Raw genomic sequence first — 14,667 nt, 5'->3', positions numbered from 1 at the left:
GCCGGTGGGCCCAAAGAACTTGATGCCGTTGTCCTGGTAGGGGTTGTGGCTTGCAGAGATCATCGCCCCCGCCGTCGCCTTAAGCGCCCGGGTTAGGTGGGCCACCCCAGGGGTGGGCAGAATGCCCAGGTGCTCCACCCGCACCCCTTGGCTCATGAGGCCTGCCGCCAAGGCGGCTTCGAGGAGGTCGGAGGAAAGCCGGGTGTCTTTGCCGAGGAGGACCACCGGCCGGGGGCTCGCCTTTCGGAGGTAGGCCCCCACCGCCTGGCCGAGCCGCAAAACAAAGTCCGGGGTGAGGGGAGGCTCGCCGGCCACGCCGCGGACACCATCGGTGCCGAAGTAGCGCCTCATGGGGGTCACTATACCGGAATCAGGCTTTGGCCTCGAGCCAGTTCCGCCCCACCCCCACCTCCACCTCCAGGGGCACCTCCAGGGGGTAGGCGGTCTCCATCTCCTCCTTGACCAGGGACCGGGCCTCCTCCACCCGGGCCTCGGGCACCTCCAGGACCAGCTCGTCGTGCACCTGGAGGAGGAGGTGGGCTCCCAAGGGCTTTAGCTTAGGGAAGAGCTTGACCATGGCGATCTTCATCAGGTCGGCGGCGGTGCCCTGGACGGGCATGTTGAAGGCCATGCGCTCGGCCGCCTCCCGGACCGATCGGACCCTGGAGGCCAGGTCGGGCACGTACCGCCTTCTTCCGAAAAGCGTCTCCACGTACCCCCTCGTCCGCCCTTCCTCCAAGGTCCTCTCAATCCAGGCCCGCACCTTGGGAAAGCTTTGGAAGTAGCGTTCGATGAAGGCCTCGGCCTCCTTGTAGTCCAGGCCGAGCTCGAGGGAAAGGCGGTGCGCGGACATCCCGTAAAGAACGCCGAAATTCACCGTCTTGGCCGCCCGGCGCATGGAGGAATCCACCAAGGCCGGATCCAGGCCGAACATCCACGCGGCGGTCTCGGTGTGGACATCCTTTCCCTCCCGGAAGACCCGCTGCAAATTCTCGTCCCCCGAGAGGTGGGCGAGGACCCTAAGCTCAATCTGGGAGTAGTCCGCCACCAGCAGAAGATGCCCCTCCTCCGCCACAAAGGCCTCCCGGATGCGCTGGCCTAAGGGGGTGCGGACGGGGATGTTCTGGAGGTTAGGGTCGGAGCTGCTCAGCCTTCCCGTGGCGGTGGCCGTCTGGTTAAAGCGGGTGTGGAGCCGGCCCGTCCTGGGATGGATGAGCCGGGGCAGGGGGTCCAGATAGGTGCTTTTAAGCTTGAATAGCTCCCGGTACTGGAGGATCAGCTCCACGATGGGATGGGCACCCCGGAGCATCTCCAAAGCCCCTTGGGCGGTGGAGCGCTTGCCCGTCTTCTCCGTCCGGCCCACCGGGGTGAGGCCCAGCTCGTCAAAGAGGACGGTCTCCAGCTGGTCGCGGGAGTTCAGGTTAAAGGGGTGGCCCGCCAGGCGGAAGACCTCCCCTTCCAGCCGCTCCATCTCCTTTTCCACCTCGAGGGAGAGGGCCTCCAGAAACCGTACGTCCAGCCGCACCCCCCGGGCCTCCATGTGGGCCAGAACCCGGGAGAGGGGGCGTTCCACCTCCTGGTAAAGCCATAGGAGTTTTTCAGAAAGCCTGGGGAAAAGCGTGAGGAAAAGCCGTTCGGAAAGAAGGGCCCTTCCGCCCGCGTCCTCGGTGAACTCGCCCCCGTACCGTCTGGCCACCCCCTCGGGGTTGGTGTTGGCCGGGTCCAGGAGGTAGGCCACAAGGAGGGGGTCGTCCGTGGGGTCCAAGGCCATCCCCTCCCTCAGGGCCAGAACCGCCAGATCCTTGGCGAGAAGCCCCCGGGCCTCCTTCAGATCGCCAAGCCCCCCTGCGGGATCGGGAGCCCGGTGAAGCCGGCCCTGGGAGGCCGCCGCCAGGGCCTTAAGCTCCGCCCACATGGGCTCCTTCCGGGAGAGGACGAACCCTACGAAGGCCCCTGCCGGAGGGGGCCAAGGGGCCTCCTCCAAAGGCTTCTCACCTCCCAAAAGCCCAAACTCGTGCAGGAGGCTTCCGAACTCCAGGGCCTCGAGGAAGGCCTTAAGCCCCTCCCGGTCAGGGCTTCGCCGGCGCATAGCCTTAAAGTCCACCTCCAGGGGAAGGTCGGTACGGATGCGGGCCAGGTCCAAAGAGAGCCGCAAAGCCTCTAGGTTCTCCTCTATCCTCCGGCGGAGGGATTCCGGCCTCACCCGTTCCAGATTCTTCAGGATATTCTCCACGCTTCCCCACTCCTGGATGAGCCGGGCGGCGGTCTTCTCCCCGATGCCCTTCACTCCAGGGATATTGTCCGAAGGGTCCCCCATGAGGGCGCGGAACTCTACCCAGCGCTCCGGGGGCACCCCGTACTTTTCCAGGACGTACCTGGGCGTGACCAGGGTCCCATCAGGAAGGAGGACCGATACCCGTTCGGAGAGGAGCTGGAAGAAGTCCCGGTCCCCCGTGAGGATGCGCACCTCCATCCCCTTTTGCTCCACCCGCTTGGCCAGGGTGCCCAAAACGTCGTCCGCCTCATAGCCCGGAACCTCCAGGCGGAAGAGGCCCAGAAGGTCCACCAGCCTTTTCACCTTCTCGAGCTGGCGGGAAAAGTCCTCCGGCGTGGGTGCGCGCCCCGCCTTGTAGGCTTCATAGGCCTCGTGGCGGAAGGAGGGGGCCTTGGCGTCAAAGACCACGACCACCACCTGCCCATCCTCTTTTAAGGCCTTTAAGAGGCTGCGGGCAAAGCCGTAGACCATCTGCACCGGCTCCCCCCGGGAGGTGGTAAGGGTCATGGCGAAAAACGTGCGATAGGCGAGGTGGTGCCCGTCCACCAAAAGCACCCGCCTGGGGGCCTCCTCCAGGTCAAAAAGGGGAATCACGCCTTCCATTCTACCTGGCCCCGGGTGGCCTCCTCCAGCCGCTTTCGGAAGGCCTCCACCCCGGACCTGGCCACCTCCACCCGGAACACCACCCCCAAGGGGTCGTACCGGGGCTCAAGGGGCGTGCATAGACGGTAAACCCTCTCCGCCAAACTGTACGGAACGCAAAACTCCAAAAGCACCCTCTCCACCAAAGGCACCTTCTCCCCCCGCCTCAGGGCCTCTGCCGCCACGCCTCCATAGGCCCGGACCAGGCCCCCCGCCCCGAGCTTCACCCCCCCGAAGTACCGGACGACCAAGACCACCACCCGGTCCAGGCCCTGGGCCTCGATGGTGTGAAGGATGGGCCGGCCCGCGGTGCCTGGGGGCTCCCCGTCATCGGAAAACCGATAAAGGTTCCCAATCCTGTAGGCGTAGCAGTGATGGGTGGCCTCCTCCTCCCGGCCTTCCCTCAGGAAGGCCAGGGCCTCTTCCTCCGTGTTGGCGGGGGCCGCCTTGGCGATGAAGCGGCTTTTCTGAATCGTTTCCTCGTAAAACACGGGGGCGTTCAGCGTTACGGGCATGGCGAATCGGCAACCTCCTCGCAGACCGCTTGGAACATGGCCAAGACCGGGGCCTCCTTCCCGGTCCAAAGCTCAAAGGCCAAGGCCCCCTGGTAGACGAGCATGTAGAGGCCGTGCTGGACCTTAAGCCCCCTGGCCCTGGCCTCCCGCAGAAGCCGGGTCCAGAGGGGGCGGTAGACCAGGTCCACCACGCCCCCTTCCTCGGGGAAAAGGCCCGGGGGGAGGGGGGTGGCCTCCGGGTCCATCAGGCCCACCCGGGTGGCGTTGACGATGAGCCTGGCCTTCCTGGCAAACTCCAAAGGAACCGACTTAAGGCCCATCTCCTCGGCCAAAGCCCTGGCCCTTTCTGGGGTGCGGTTCCATACGTATACGGACACCCCTTCCCGCGAAAGGGCATAAGCCACCGCCCGGCCTGCCCCCCCCGCCCCGAGGACCAGGGCGGGCTCGAGCAAAAGACCCGCCTCCTTGAGGCCTTTGAGAAAGCCCGGAGCATCCGTGTTGTGGCCGATGAGCCTTCCCTTCTCGTTGACCACGGTGTTGACCGCCCGGATGGCCTGGGCCTCTGGGGAAAGTCCGTCCAAAAAGGGCAGGACCGCCTCCTTGTGGGGCACGGTCACGTTGACCCCCAAAAACCCCCCCCGGACCTCGGCCATCCGGACGGGCAGGGCCTCAGGCGGCGTGGGGAGGAGGAGGTACTCGCCCAAAAGCCCCACCTCCTTCAAGGCGCGGGTGTGCATGGCCGGGGAGAGGGAATGCTCCAAGGGGTAACCGACGAGACCAAGCCGCATCCCTCCCAGGATACCTGTAGAATGGGGGCGGTGAAACGGATTCTGGCCCTTCTTGGATTTCTGGGCCTGGCCTTGGCCCGAACCTACCTCATCCCCATAGAGGGCGAGATCGACCCGGCCTTGGCGGTCTTTGTGGACCAGGCCCTTTCTCAGGCGGAGCGGGAAGGGGCGAGCGGGGTCGTCTTCCTTATAGACACCCCGGGGGGACGGGTGGATGCAGCCATCCGGATCTCTGACCGGATCCTCGAGACCCCCCTCCCCACCCTAGCCGTGGTGAAAAACGCCTTCTCCGCGGGGGCCCTCATCGCCCTTTCCTGCCGCCAGATCGCCATGCTTCCCGGCGCGGAGATCGGGGCAGCCCTCCCCGTGGTGGCCCCCCCTTTTCAAAAACCCGAGGCCGCGGACCGGAAGGTTGTCTCTGCCCTCAAGGGGAAGTTCCGGGCGGTGGCCGAGGCCCGAGGAAGGCCCACCGCGTTGGCCGAGGCCATGGTGGACCCGGAGCTCGAGGTCCCGGGGCTTTCCGCCAAGGGCGAACCCCTCACCCTTTCCGCGAACAAGGCCGTGGAGCTCAAGGTGGCGGACCACCTGGCCTCCTCCTTGGCCGAAGCCCTTTCCTTGGCGGGCTTCGCCCCGGAGGTGGTGCGCCTCACCCCAGGCCCCCGGGTCCAGCTGGCCCGATTCCTCACGAGCTCTTCCGTGGCCGGACTTCTCCTCGCCTTGGGCCTCCTTCTTCTCCTCCTAGAGTTCTTCACCCCTGGCACATTCATACCGGGTGCGCTGGGCCTGACGCTTTTGGCCCTCTACTTCGCCGGGGGGTGGCTGGCCGGGCTTTCCGGCCTCTTCGAGCTGGCCCTCTTTCTCCTGGGGGTTGCCCTCCTCTTGGCCGAAGCCTTTCTCTTCCCCGGCTTCGGCCTCCCCGGGGTGGCGGGGGTGGGGGCCATCCTCGCCTCCGTATACCTGACCTTTGGCCAGCAGGCGGTGGCGGTGAGCGCGGTGGCGGTCATCACGCTTGGGATCGGGGTCTTCCTCCTTTTTCGCCTCTTCCCCAGGACAAGGCCGGCCCGGGCGCTGGTCCTGGAGTCCGCCATCTCCGAACACGCCACCCAGAGCCCGGTGGAGGTGGGGGCCCTGGGCACCGCCCTAACCGACCTGAGGCCGGCAGGCGCGGCCCGGTTTGGGGAGAAGCGGGTGGACGTGGTGGCCCGGGGCCAGTTTATCCCTCGCGGCACCCGCGTCAAGGTGGTGGAAGTCGAAGGACCTAGGATCGTGGTGGAACCTATAGAGGAGGAAGGATGGACTTAGGACTGGTCTTCCTGGCGCTGGTTATCTTCATCTTCCTTTTGCTCTTTTTTTCCTTTATCCCGGTGGGCCTCTGGATCTCCGCCTGGGCTGCAGGCGTCCGGGTACCCTTGCTGACCCTTGTGGCCATGCGGCTCAGGAGGGTTCCCCCGGCCAAGATCATCTACCCCTTGATCAAGGCCACCAAGGCGGGTCTGGACGTACGCTTGGACCGCCTCGAGGCCCAGTACCTGGCCGGGGGCAACGTGGACCGGGTGGTGGATGCCCTGATCGCCGCCGAGAAGGCGGGGATCAAGCTCAGCTTCGACCGGGCGGCGGCCATCGACCTCGCGGGCCGGGATGTCCTGGAAGCCGTTCGGGTTTCGGTGAACCCCAAGGTGATCACCACCCCCCAGGTGGCGGGGATGGCCAAGGATGGGATCCAACTCCTGGTGATCGCCCGGGTCACCGTCCGGGCCAACATCGATCGGCTGGTCGGGGGAGCAGGGGAGGAAACCGTCCTCGCCCGGGTGGGCGAAGGGATCGTGGCCTCAATCGGCGGTTCGGAGAGCCACAAAGAGGTGCTCGAGCAGCCAGACCGGATCAGCAAAACCGTTCTGGCCAAGGGCCTGGACGCGGGAACAGCCTTTGACATCCTCTCTGTAGACATCGCCGAGGTGGATGTCGGCCGGAACATCGGGGCCCAGCTCCGGACGGACCAGGCGGAGGCCGACAAACGGGTGGCCCAGGCCAAGGCGGAGGAACGCCGGGCTATGGCCGTGGCCGCGGAGCAGGAAAACCGGGCCCTGGTGGAGGCGATGCGGGCCAAGCTGGTGGAGGCCCAGGCCCAGGTCCCCCTGGCCTTGGCAGAGGCCTTGCGGAAGGGAAACCTTGGGGTGATGGACTATTACCGCTTGAAAAACATCGAAGCGGATACGGATATGCGGGAGTCCATCAGCCGGGCCGCCAAGCCCGAGGGTGAGGAATGAGCCTAGACCACCTTCTGGGGCTTCTGTTCCTCCTCTTCTTCGTCATCCTCCCCGCCCTCTCTGGGCTTGGGAAAAGGCCCGGGGTGCCGGGGCTCGAGCGCCCAACGACCCCCAAGCCGGAACCGCCTAGGCCTAAGCCTCTGAAAACCCCCAGGGCCAGGCCCCACCCCTCCCCCTCGGAAAGGCCCAAGGAGGCCTCGGAAAGAAGACCCCCCCAGGCCCCATCCCCGGCCGCCTTGGCCAAAGCCTCTGAGGAAGGGGAGGCCCCCAAACCCAAAACCAAGCGGTCTCGACTCGTCCAGACCAAAGGCAATGAGATCCTGAAAGGGGTGATATGGCACGAAATCCTGAAGAAGCCCAGAGGGTGGTAATCCCGCTCAAGCCTGAGGAAACCTTGGCCTTTTTGGGGCAGGCGGACAAAAACCTGAAGAAGCTTCGCGCGCTTTTCAAAGACCTCCTGGGGGACCGGTTGAGGCTCGTAGCCCGCGGGGAAGAGGTCGTTCTCTCCGGGGACGAGGAGGCGGTCCGACTGGGGGAAAAGGTGGTGCGGGACCTCCTGGCCATCCTACGTCAGGGCGCGGAGCTGGACGAGGCCACCTTGGAGCAGGCGGTGGCTTTAGCCCAGGAGGGGGAGGGGCTTTTGGTGGCCACCACGCCCGCGGCGGAGGTCTACCTGCCCAGCCGCCTCCGGCCTAAGACCCCAGGGCAGAGACGGTACGTGGAGGCCATCGCCCAAAACGACATCACCTTCGGGGTAGGCCCCGCGGGCACGGGAAAGACCTATCTGGCCGTGGCCATGGCGGTGGCCCACCTCAAGGGGAGAAGGGTCAAGCGGATCGTTCTCACCCGGCCCGCGGTGGAGGCCGGGGAAAAGCTGGGCTTCCTCCCTGGGGACATCCAGGCCAAGGTGGACCCCTACCTGAGGCCACTTTACGATGCCCTCTTTGATATGATCGACGCAGAACGGTTCGAACACTACCTCCAGTCGGGGGTCATCGAGGTAGCCCCTTTGGCCTTCATGCGAGGGCGTACGCTTAACGATGCCTTTATCATCTTGGACGAGGCGCAAAACACCACCCCCGAGCAGATGAAGATGTTCCTTACCCGGATGGGGTTCAACTCCAAGGTGGTGGTCACGGGAGATGTGACGCAGATCGACCTTCCCAAGCACCAGAAGTCGGGGCTGGTGGAGGCGGTCAGGATCCTCAAGGGCATTGAAGGCATCGCCTTCATCTTCTTCAAGGAGTCCGACGTGGTCCGGCACCCCCTGGTGGCCCGGATCATCAAGGCCTACGAGCAGGCAGAGGGTTCGCCAAGCGAGCCCCGGGAGGGGTGATGGTGGATCTGGTGGTGAACAAGCGTCCTCCCAAGGGGCTCAGGCCCAGGCTCCGCCGGGCCCTCTCCCGGCTTATGGAGGAGCTTCAGGTGGGGGACAAGGCGGTTACCCTGGTGCTCACCGGGGATCGGACCCTGAGGCGGCTTAAGCGGGAATGGTGGGGGGAAGACGAGGCCACGGACGTCCTATCCTTCCCGCACTACGAGCCCGGCGACCCCTTCTTGCCTCCCCATCTGGGGGACATCTACATCAGTCTGGACACCGCGGCCCGGCAGGCCAAAGCCAGGGGGGTAAGCCTGGAAGACGAGGTGCTGGAACTGGCCGCCCACGGCCTTTGGCACCTCCTGGGCCACGACCACCAAAGCGAAGGGGAATGGGCGGGCTTCCTCCGCGTCCAAGAAAGAATCCGCACCCTCTAAGGGGGGTGTGGGCCTCCTTCCGCTTTGCCTGGGAAGGGCTCCTTTACGCCTGGCAAGAACAGAGAAACCTACGGGTTCAAAGCCTTCTGGCCCTTCTCGCCTTAGGCCTCACCCTCTGGCTGGGGGTGGACCCCGTCCCCATCCTTCTGGCCAGCGGCCTAGTCCTCTCCTTGGAGCTCATGAACACCGCCCTCGAGGCCCTTACAGACCTGGTCGCCCCCACCTCCCACCCCCTGGCCAAACGGGCCAAGGACACGGCGGCGGCAAGCGTCCTTATGGCCAGCCTGGTCGCACTTCTGGTGGGAGCCTTTCATCTTCTGCCCCCTCTTTTCCGGCGGCTTGGGCTAAGCTAAGGGCATGGACTATGAGGAGAGGGAGCTCATTCTGGAGCTCTTCCCCGGTACCCCTCCAGACCTCCTCCCCCTGGGGGAGATGCTCTACTGGCAGGACGAGGAAGGGCAGGTTCACATCGAGGAACGGGGGGCGAAGGGTCTCCATCTTGTTCTGGAGCCCGTGGGGGAGGCCCCCAAGGCTCCCCAGGTCTGCGAGGCCTGCCGCCGCCACCTCTCCGGCCAGGCCCTAGGGTTTTTCCGCCACCGGGTGGGGGGCGACCCTTTGCACCTCCGCTACCTGGTCCTCTGCCGGGACACCGCCCGCTGCGCCAGCCATGCGGAACCTGGGCGTTTGAGGGAAATCCTTCTTCGGGGTATACTCACCTAGGTAAGGGTGGCCGTTGGCCGGGGGTCGGCAGGTGCCGGCCTTTCTGTCTATGAGGTGTGTATGGCGCGGGAAGTCAAACTGACCAAGGCGGGGTACGAGCGGCTGATGCAGCAGCTTAAGCACGAAAGGGAGCGCCTGCAGGAGGCCACGCGCATCCTCCAGGAGCTCATGGAAAGCTCGGACGATTACGATGACTCAGGCCTCGAGGACGCCAAGCGGGAAAAGGCCCAGATCGAAGCCCGCATAGACGCCCTAGAGGACACCTTGAGCCGGGCGGTCATCATCGAGGGCACGAGCGAGGTGATCACCCTAGGGTCCGTGGTGCTTCTGGAGGACCTTTTGAGTGGAGAGAGGCTGGAGGTCCAGGTGGTCTCCCCGGCGGAAGCCAGCGTCTTGGAAAAGCCCATGAAGATCTCCGACGCCTCCCCCATGGGTAAGGCACTTTTAGGCCACAGGGAGGGGGATGTCCTCACCCTGGAGACCCCGAGGGGCCGGCGGGAGTACCGGGTGGTTCAGGTCCAGGCATGAACGAGCAGACCCGTCAGCGGCTTTTAAACCTAGAGGCCTTGGTGGAGGCGGGGTTCGAACCCTACCCCTACCGCTACCCCAAGACCCATTCGGCCTCGGAGGTCCTCGAGGCCAAAAAGGGGGCCCCTCCGGAATCGGAGTGGCCGGAGGAGGTGGCCCTGGCGGGCCGCCTAATGGCCCTACGGCGGATGGGCAAGGTGACCTTCGCCCATCTCTTGGACGAGAGCGGAAGGATCCAGCTCTACTTCGCCCGGGACCTGACCCCCCGGTATGAGCTTCTAAAAAAGCTGGACGTGGGGGACCTGCTTGGGGTGAGGGGAAGCGTCTTCACCACCAAGACTGGGGAGGTCACCCTCAAGGTTCTGGACTGGACCCCCCTGGCCAAAAGCCTCCACCCCCTGCCCGACAAGTGGCACGGCCTGAAGGACAAGGAAGTCCGGTACCGCCAGCGCTACCTGGACCTCATCGTGAACCCCGAGGTACGGGAGGTCTTCCGACGGCGTTCGGAGATGGTCCGGTACATCCGGGGCTTTTTTGAGGACCGGGGCTTTCTCGAGGTGGAAACCCCCATCCTTCAGCCCACCACGGGCGGCGCGGAGGCCAGGCCCTTCAAGACCTATCACAACGCCCTGGACCACGAGTTCTACCTGCGCATCTCCCTCGAGCTCTACCTGAAGCGCCTCCTCGTGGGGGGGTATGAAAAGGTCTTTGAAATCGGCCGGAATTTCCGCAACGAGGGGATCGACCACAACCACAACCCTGAGTTCACCATGCTCGAGGCCTACTGGGCCTATGCGGACTACCAAGACATGGCCAAGCTCGTGGAGGAGCTCCTCTATGGGCTTGCCCTTCACCTCCATGGGAGCGCCGAGGTCCCTTACCAAGGCCGCAGGCTCAACTTCAAACCCCCCTTCAGGCGCATCCATTTCGTAGAAGCCCTCAAGGAAAAGGCAGGCCTGCCCTTCGACCCATTAGACCTGGAAAGGCTCCGCATCTGGGCGGATGCCAACCATCCCGAGCTTGCCCAGATTCCCTCCTACAAGCTTCTGGACAAGCTTTTTGGCCTCTATGTCGAGCCCGAACTCCAAGACCCCACCTTCGTCTTTGACTACCCCCTGGCCATTAGCCCCCTGGCCAAGAAGCACCGGGCGAAGCCTGGCCTCACCGAGCGGTGGGACCTCTACGTGGGGGGGATGGAGATCGCCCCCGCCTACTCGGAACTGAACGACCCCCTGGACCAAAGGGAGCGCTTCTTAGAGCAGGCAAGAAGGCGGGCCCAAGGGGATGAGGAGGCCTATATGCTGGACGAGGACTTCCTTTTGGCCCTGGAGTACGGGATGCCCCCGGCGGCCGGCCTCGGCCTGGGGCTTGACCGGCTGGCCATGATCCTGACCGACCAACCCTCCTTAAGGGATGTCCTCCTCTTCCCCCTTCTCAAACCCAGGGTGGAAGAACCCATCCCATGATGCCCAAAGCCGCCCTATACAGCCTTCTTTTCGGCCTCCTCGTTTTCGCACTTAAGGGTTTGGCCTACCTCCTCACGGGCTCGGTGGCCCTCCTCTCGGATGCCCTGGAGTCCATCGTCAACGTGGTGGCGGCTTTGGCCGCCCACCTGGCCCTTAGGGTCTCCGCCAAGCCCCCGGACGAGAACCATCCCTTCGGGCACACCAAGGCGGAGTACTTCTCCGCCGTGCTCGAGGGGGCGCTGGTGGTCTTAGCCGCCTTCTCCATCGCCAAGGAAGCCCTGCCCCGGCTGGGGAGGCCTACCCCTTTGGAAGGGATTGGACCCGGGCTTGGGGTGAGCGCCCTGGCGGGAGGGATCAATCTGGCCCTGGCCCTTTACCTCATCCGGGAGGGAAGGCGGCACCGGTCCCCCGCCTTGGTCGCGAACGGCCGGCATGTGCTCTCGGATGTGCTGACCTCCTTGGGGGTCCTCCTAGGGGTGGGGCTTGCCAGCTGGACGGGGCTTTGGATTCTGGATCCCCTCCTCGCCCTTTTGGTGGCAGCCAACATTCTCCTCATAGGCTTCCGCCTGGTCCGGCACTCGGTGGGCGGGCTCATGGATGAGGGGCTTTCAGGGGAAGAAAGGCACCGCCTCGAGGCCGCTTTAAGCCACCTTCCCCCAGGGGCTTTGGAGGTGCATGACCTAAAGACCCGGCGGGCCGGGCCCCGGAGCTTTGTCGAGCTCCACCTGGTGGTGCCGGGCCGGATGCCGGTGGAGGAGGCCCACCGGCTTTGCGACGAGCTCGAGGCCCGCCTGAAGGAGGCCCTCCCCGGGGTGGAGGTCACGATCCACATCGAACCGGAGAAGGAGGCCAAGGGGGGGTAGGCCGGCCTCAGGACAGGGGTTTGATCTCCAAAATGGTGTAGACCTGAACCCCCCGCTTCCCCTTAAGCTCCACCACATCCCCCACCTTCCGCCCCAGAAGGGCCTGGCCTAGGGGGGATTCATCGGAAATTTTCCCGTTAAAGACGTCTGCCTCATGGCTGCCCACGATGGCTAAAGAAAGCCGCTCCCCCGCCTCCGTCTCCAGCTCCACCACCGTGCCCAGGCCGACCTCCTCCGGGGCATGGTTCCCCTCCACGATCACCGCCCGGGCTATGAGGTCCTCCAGCTGGGCAATCCGGGCCTCGTTCTGCCACATGGACCGCCGGGCCTCGTCGTAACCTGCGTTCTCCCGCAGGTCCCCCTCCTCGAGCGCCTGTTCAAAGTCCCGGGAGATCTCATTCCGCTTGGTGGTCTTCAGGTAGTTCAGCTCCTCCTGCAGGCGCTTGTAGCCTTCGGGTGTCAGGTAGACCGGTTTCTTCATCCTCCAACACTCCCTTCGGGGCCCTGGCCAACCCCCCAGGGCCTCCTCATGTGAAAAGGCCTAAAGCCCAGGGAACCCCCAGGGCCTACTCCCCAGTATACCGGGGGAGGAAGGCCAAGACCAAGGGCCAGAGCTCGGAAGAGGGAGGGGCCACGGGAAGAAGCCCCACCCCCGTGCCCGCAAGCAAAAGAGCCCCTTCCGGCCTTCGCATCCGCCTTTGCACCACCTTGAACCCCTCCGCTTGGGCCCGCTCCAAGACCTTCCTCCGGGTGATGCCCTCCAGCCCCCCCTCGGGCAGGTAGAAGACGCCGTCTCGGTAAAAGAGGGGGCTGGTACGGCTTCCGTCCACCAGATAGCCGTAGGGATCCAGGAGCAACGCCTCAAACGCCCCTGCCGCCTGGGCCTCCCGATGGGCCAGAAGGTAGGGCAGGTGGGCGCCGGTCTTGTACCGGCCTAAGCTGGGATGGGTCCGGTACCGGCTGACCTGGACCCGCACGCCCTCCTGGTAGGCCGCCTTAGGAGGGGGGCAGAAGGGCCGCGCCTCCGTGAAATACCCCTTTTCCCCCACCATAAGCCGGACCAGAAGAGGCCCCTCAAGCCGGGCCAGGTCCCGCTCAAAGACGGCATGCCCGGGGTAGGAAAGCCCGAGGGCCTCCGCATGGGCCTTAAGCCGATCCAGATGCTCCTCGAGCCAAAGGGGCTCTGGCTCGAGGCGAAGTGTGGTGAAGACGCTAAACCCAAGGAAAAAGGAGGAAAGGGGGCCTTCAAAGGGCTCACCCAGGTAAAACCGCACGTCCCACCTCCAAAAACCTGGCCAAGAGGACCATCCCCCACTCCGAAAGGAGGCTTTCCGGATGGAACTGAACCCCAAAGGCCACCCTCCCATCCCAAAGGGCCTGGAGGACCCCGTCCTCCGTCCAGGCCAGGACAAGGGCCCTAGGGTCCTTCACCGCCAAAGAATGGTACCGGGTGAAGGGAAGAGGGCTCGGAAGACCCCTGAAGATCCCCTCCCCGGTGTGAAAGACCAGATGGGCCTCCCCGTGTACCGGCCTTTCCCGGTAAAGCCTTCCCCCCAGGAGCACCCCTAAGGCCTGGTGGCCCAGGCAGACCCCCAAAAGGGGAAGACCCACCTCGAGGGCCTTCTGAGTCCATTCCAGAACCCGGCCCGCGGTGAAGGGGTCCTTAGGCCCAGGGCCCACCACCAGATGGGTGGCCCGGCCAAAATGGGGGGGTTCCTCCTGGTCCACCACCTGGACCTCGGCCCCCAAGGCCCTTAAGTAGTCCACCAGGTTGTAGCTGAAAGAATCCCGGTTTTCCAGGAAAAGGACGCGGGCCTCCCTTTTGAAAAGGGGCCTAGGCGGGGCCCAGGAGGCGTGGCGTTTGGGCGGTGCGGGGGGGCTTCCGGCTTTTCCCTGCTTTAGGGCAAGAAGGAGGGCTTCCGCCTTGTGGAGGGTCTCCTTGTACTCCACCTCGGGACTGCTTCCGATCACCACACCAGCCCCCGCGGAAAAGTAGAGCCTCCCTCCCACCTGGGTAAAGCTCCGAATGAGGATATTGAAATCCGCCCCCCGGCCCGAGACGTAGCCTAGACTTCCCGTATAGGCCCCCCTGGGGACGGGCTCGAGGTCGCGGATGGCTTCCATCACCGTGCCCTTGGGAGCCCCGGTGATCGTCCCGCCGGGGAAGAGGGCCCGGAAGACCTCTCCCAAAGGGGCTGTGGTTTCCGCCACCACCTCGGAGACCAGGTGCATCACGTGGGAGTAGCGCTCTACGGTGAAAAGCTCCCGCACCCGCACGCTGCCGGGAAGGGCCACCCGGGCGAGGTCATTGCGCAAAAGGTCCACCAGCATCACATGCTCGGCCCTTTCCTTGGACGAGGAAAGGAGCTCGGCCTCCAGGGCCTGGTCCTCCGCCTCCGTCCTGCCCCGGGGCCTCGTCCCTGCGATGGGCCGGGCCGAGACCCAGGGCCCCCGTTTGTTAAAAAGCCGCTCCGGGCTCCCCGAGACCACGGCAAACCCCTCCCCTTCTAAAAGGCCCATAAAGGGGCTGGGGTTGAGCTGGCGAAGCCTAGCGTAGAGGGCCAGGGGGTCCAAAGGAAAGTCCAGGCGGAAGCGGTGGGAAAGGTTGACCTGGTAGACGATTCCAGCTCGGATGCGGTCTTGCACCTCATGGACCCCTTGGAGGAAGGCCTTCTTAGGGTATTCGCTCACCGGGGCTGGAAGAGGGGGAAGGGAAGGAATGGGGAGAGGCCTTAGGAGAAGGGAGGGCGCCTCCACCACCCGCCCCGCGAGAAAGGCATACCCCTCGGGGTAGTAGTAGAAGGCGGCCTCGGGCAGGCCGGGCATAGGAGGGTGGGTGGCGTAGCCA

Annotated in this window: 16 protein-coding genes and 1 pseudogene; 10 read left to right on the top strand and 7 right to left on the bottom strand. The window is 65.0% G+C overall.

Features of this window, described 5'->3' with window-relative positions; all coding sequences use genetic code 11:
* The 4 genes and pseudogenes from C4301_RS07165 to C4301_RS07150 form a co-directional block, all read right to left on the bottom strand.
* Positions 1–351 (bottom strand): annotated as a pseudogene (locus C4301_RS07165) (phosphoglucosamine mutase); the annotation flags it as partial.
* 19 nt (positions 352–370) lie between these two features.
* Positions 371–2,878, bottom strand: a complete 2,508-nt coding sequence (gene polA, locus C4301_RS07160; RefSeq protein WP_352414416.1) for a DNA polymerase I — start codon at positions 2,876–2,878, stop codon at positions 371–373.
* Entirely contained in the window at positions 2,866–3,432 is a 567-nt protein-coding gene (locus C4301_RS07155) for an IMPACT family protein (protein ID WP_352414415.1), read from the bottom strand. The genes polA and C4301_RS07155 overlap by 13 nt, the downstream gene beginning before the upstream one ends.
* Positions 3,423–4,220, bottom strand: coding sequence for a shikimate dehydrogenase (locus C4301_RS07150; protein WP_352414414.1), 798 nt, complete (start codon positions 4,218–4,220; stop codon positions 3,423–3,425). The genes C4301_RS07155 and C4301_RS07150 overlap by 10 nt, the downstream gene beginning before the upstream one ends.
* A gap of 21 nt (positions 4,221–4,241) precedes the next feature.
* Here C4301_RS07150 and C4301_RS07145 point away from each other — a divergent pair, with 21 nt between their 5' ends.
* From C4301_RS07145 to C4301_RS07100, 10 genes are read left to right on the top strand one after another with little or no spacing between them, the layout of a single operon-like run.
* Positions 4,242–5,522, top strand: a complete 1,281-nt coding sequence (locus C4301_RS07145; protein WP_352414413.1) for an NfeD family protein — start codon at positions 4,242–4,244, stop codon at positions 5,520–5,522.
* The gene (gene floA, locus C4301_RS07140; RefSeq protein ID WP_352414412.1) at positions 5,513–6,487 is read left to right on the top strand and encodes a flotillin-like protein FloA; all 975 of its coding nucleotides are present in this window, start codon (positions 5,513–5,515) and stop codon (positions 6,485–6,487) included. Before C4301_RS07145 ends, floA begins: the two co-directional genes overlap by 10 nt.
* Positions 6,484–6,858 carry a hypothetical protein gene (locus C4301_RS07135; RefSeq protein ID WP_352414411.1) on the top strand — a complete coding sequence of 125 codons (375 nt, stop codon included), beginning with the start codon at positions 6,484–6,486 and terminating at the stop codon, positions 6,856–6,858. The genes floA and C4301_RS07135 overlap by 4 nt, the downstream gene beginning before the upstream one ends.
* Positions 6,822–7,823 carry a PhoH family protein gene (locus C4301_RS07130; protein WP_352414410.1) on the top strand — a complete coding sequence of 334 codons (1,002 nt, stop codon included), beginning with the start codon at positions 6,822–6,824 and terminating at the stop codon, positions 7,821–7,823. The genes C4301_RS07135 and C4301_RS07130 overlap by 37 nt, the downstream gene beginning before the upstream one ends.
* The gene (gene ybeY / locus C4301_RS07125; RefSeq protein ID WP_352414409.1) at positions 7,823–8,242 is read left to right on the top strand and encodes an rRNA maturation RNase YbeY; all 420 of its coding nucleotides are present in this window, start codon (positions 7,823–7,825) and stop codon (positions 8,240–8,242) included. Before C4301_RS07130 ends, ybeY begins: the two co-directional genes overlap by 1 nt.
* The gene (locus C4301_RS07120; RefSeq protein WP_352414408.1) at positions 8,197–8,595 is read left to right on the top strand and encodes a diacylglycerol kinase family protein; all 399 of its coding nucleotides are present in this window, start codon (positions 8,197–8,199) and stop codon (positions 8,593–8,595) included. The genes ybeY and C4301_RS07120 overlap by 46 nt, the downstream gene beginning before the upstream one ends.
* A gap of 4 nt (positions 8,596–8,599) precedes the next feature.
* Positions 8,600–8,962 (top strand): hypothetical protein, encoded by a 363-nt coding sequence (locus C4301_RS07115; protein ID WP_352414407.1) that lies wholly within the window; start codon positions 8,600–8,602, stop codon positions 8,960–8,962.
* 60 nt (positions 8,963–9,022) lie between these two features.
* Positions 9,023–9,490, top strand: a complete 468-nt coding sequence (locus C4301_RS07110) for a GreA/GreB family elongation factor (protein ID WP_352414406.1) — start codon at positions 9,023–9,025, stop codon at positions 9,488–9,490.
* Entirely contained in the window at positions 9,487–10,956 is a 1,470-nt protein-coding gene (gene lysS / locus C4301_RS07105; protein WP_352414405.1) for a lysine--tRNA ligase, read from the top strand. The genes C4301_RS07110 and lysS overlap by 4 nt, the downstream gene beginning before the upstream one ends.
* Positions 10,953–11,819, top strand: coding sequence for a cation diffusion facilitator family transporter (locus tag C4301_RS07100; RefSeq protein WP_352414404.1), 867 nt, complete (start codon positions 10,953–10,955; stop codon positions 11,817–11,819). The genes lysS and C4301_RS07100 overlap by 4 nt, the downstream gene beginning before the upstream one ends.
* Before the next feature lie 7 nt (positions 11,820–11,826).
* On the opposite strand, the gene greA is transcribed toward C4301_RS07100, so the two are convergent.
* The 3 genes from greA to C4301_RS07085 form a co-directional block, all read right to left on the bottom strand.
* Positions 11,827–12,300, bottom strand: a complete 474-nt coding sequence (gene greA / locus C4301_RS07095) for a transcription elongation factor GreA (protein ID WP_352414403.1) — start codon at positions 12,298–12,300, stop codon at positions 11,827–11,829.
* An 85-nt stretch (positions 12,301–12,385) separates the two neighbouring features.
* On the bottom strand, positions 12,386–13,093 hold the full coding sequence (locus tag C4301_RS07090) for an aminotransferase class IV (RefSeq protein ID WP_352414402.1): 708 nt from the start codon (positions 13,091–13,093) through the stop codon (positions 12,386–12,388).
* A partial coding sequence (locus C4301_RS07085) for a chorismate-binding protein (RefSeq protein WP_352414401.1) occupies positions 13,074–14,667 on the bottom strand: 1,594 nt, incomplete at its 5' end. The genes C4301_RS07090 and C4301_RS07085, both read right to left, overlap by 20 nt.

Origin of the sequence: Thermus sp. (assembly GCF_040290245.1) — a bacterium.
In the GTDB taxonomy this organism is placed as follows: domain Bacteria; phylum Deinococcota; class Deinococci; order Deinococcales; family Thermaceae; genus Thermus_A.
This window is presented reverse-complemented; position numbering and strand designations above follow the sequence as displayed.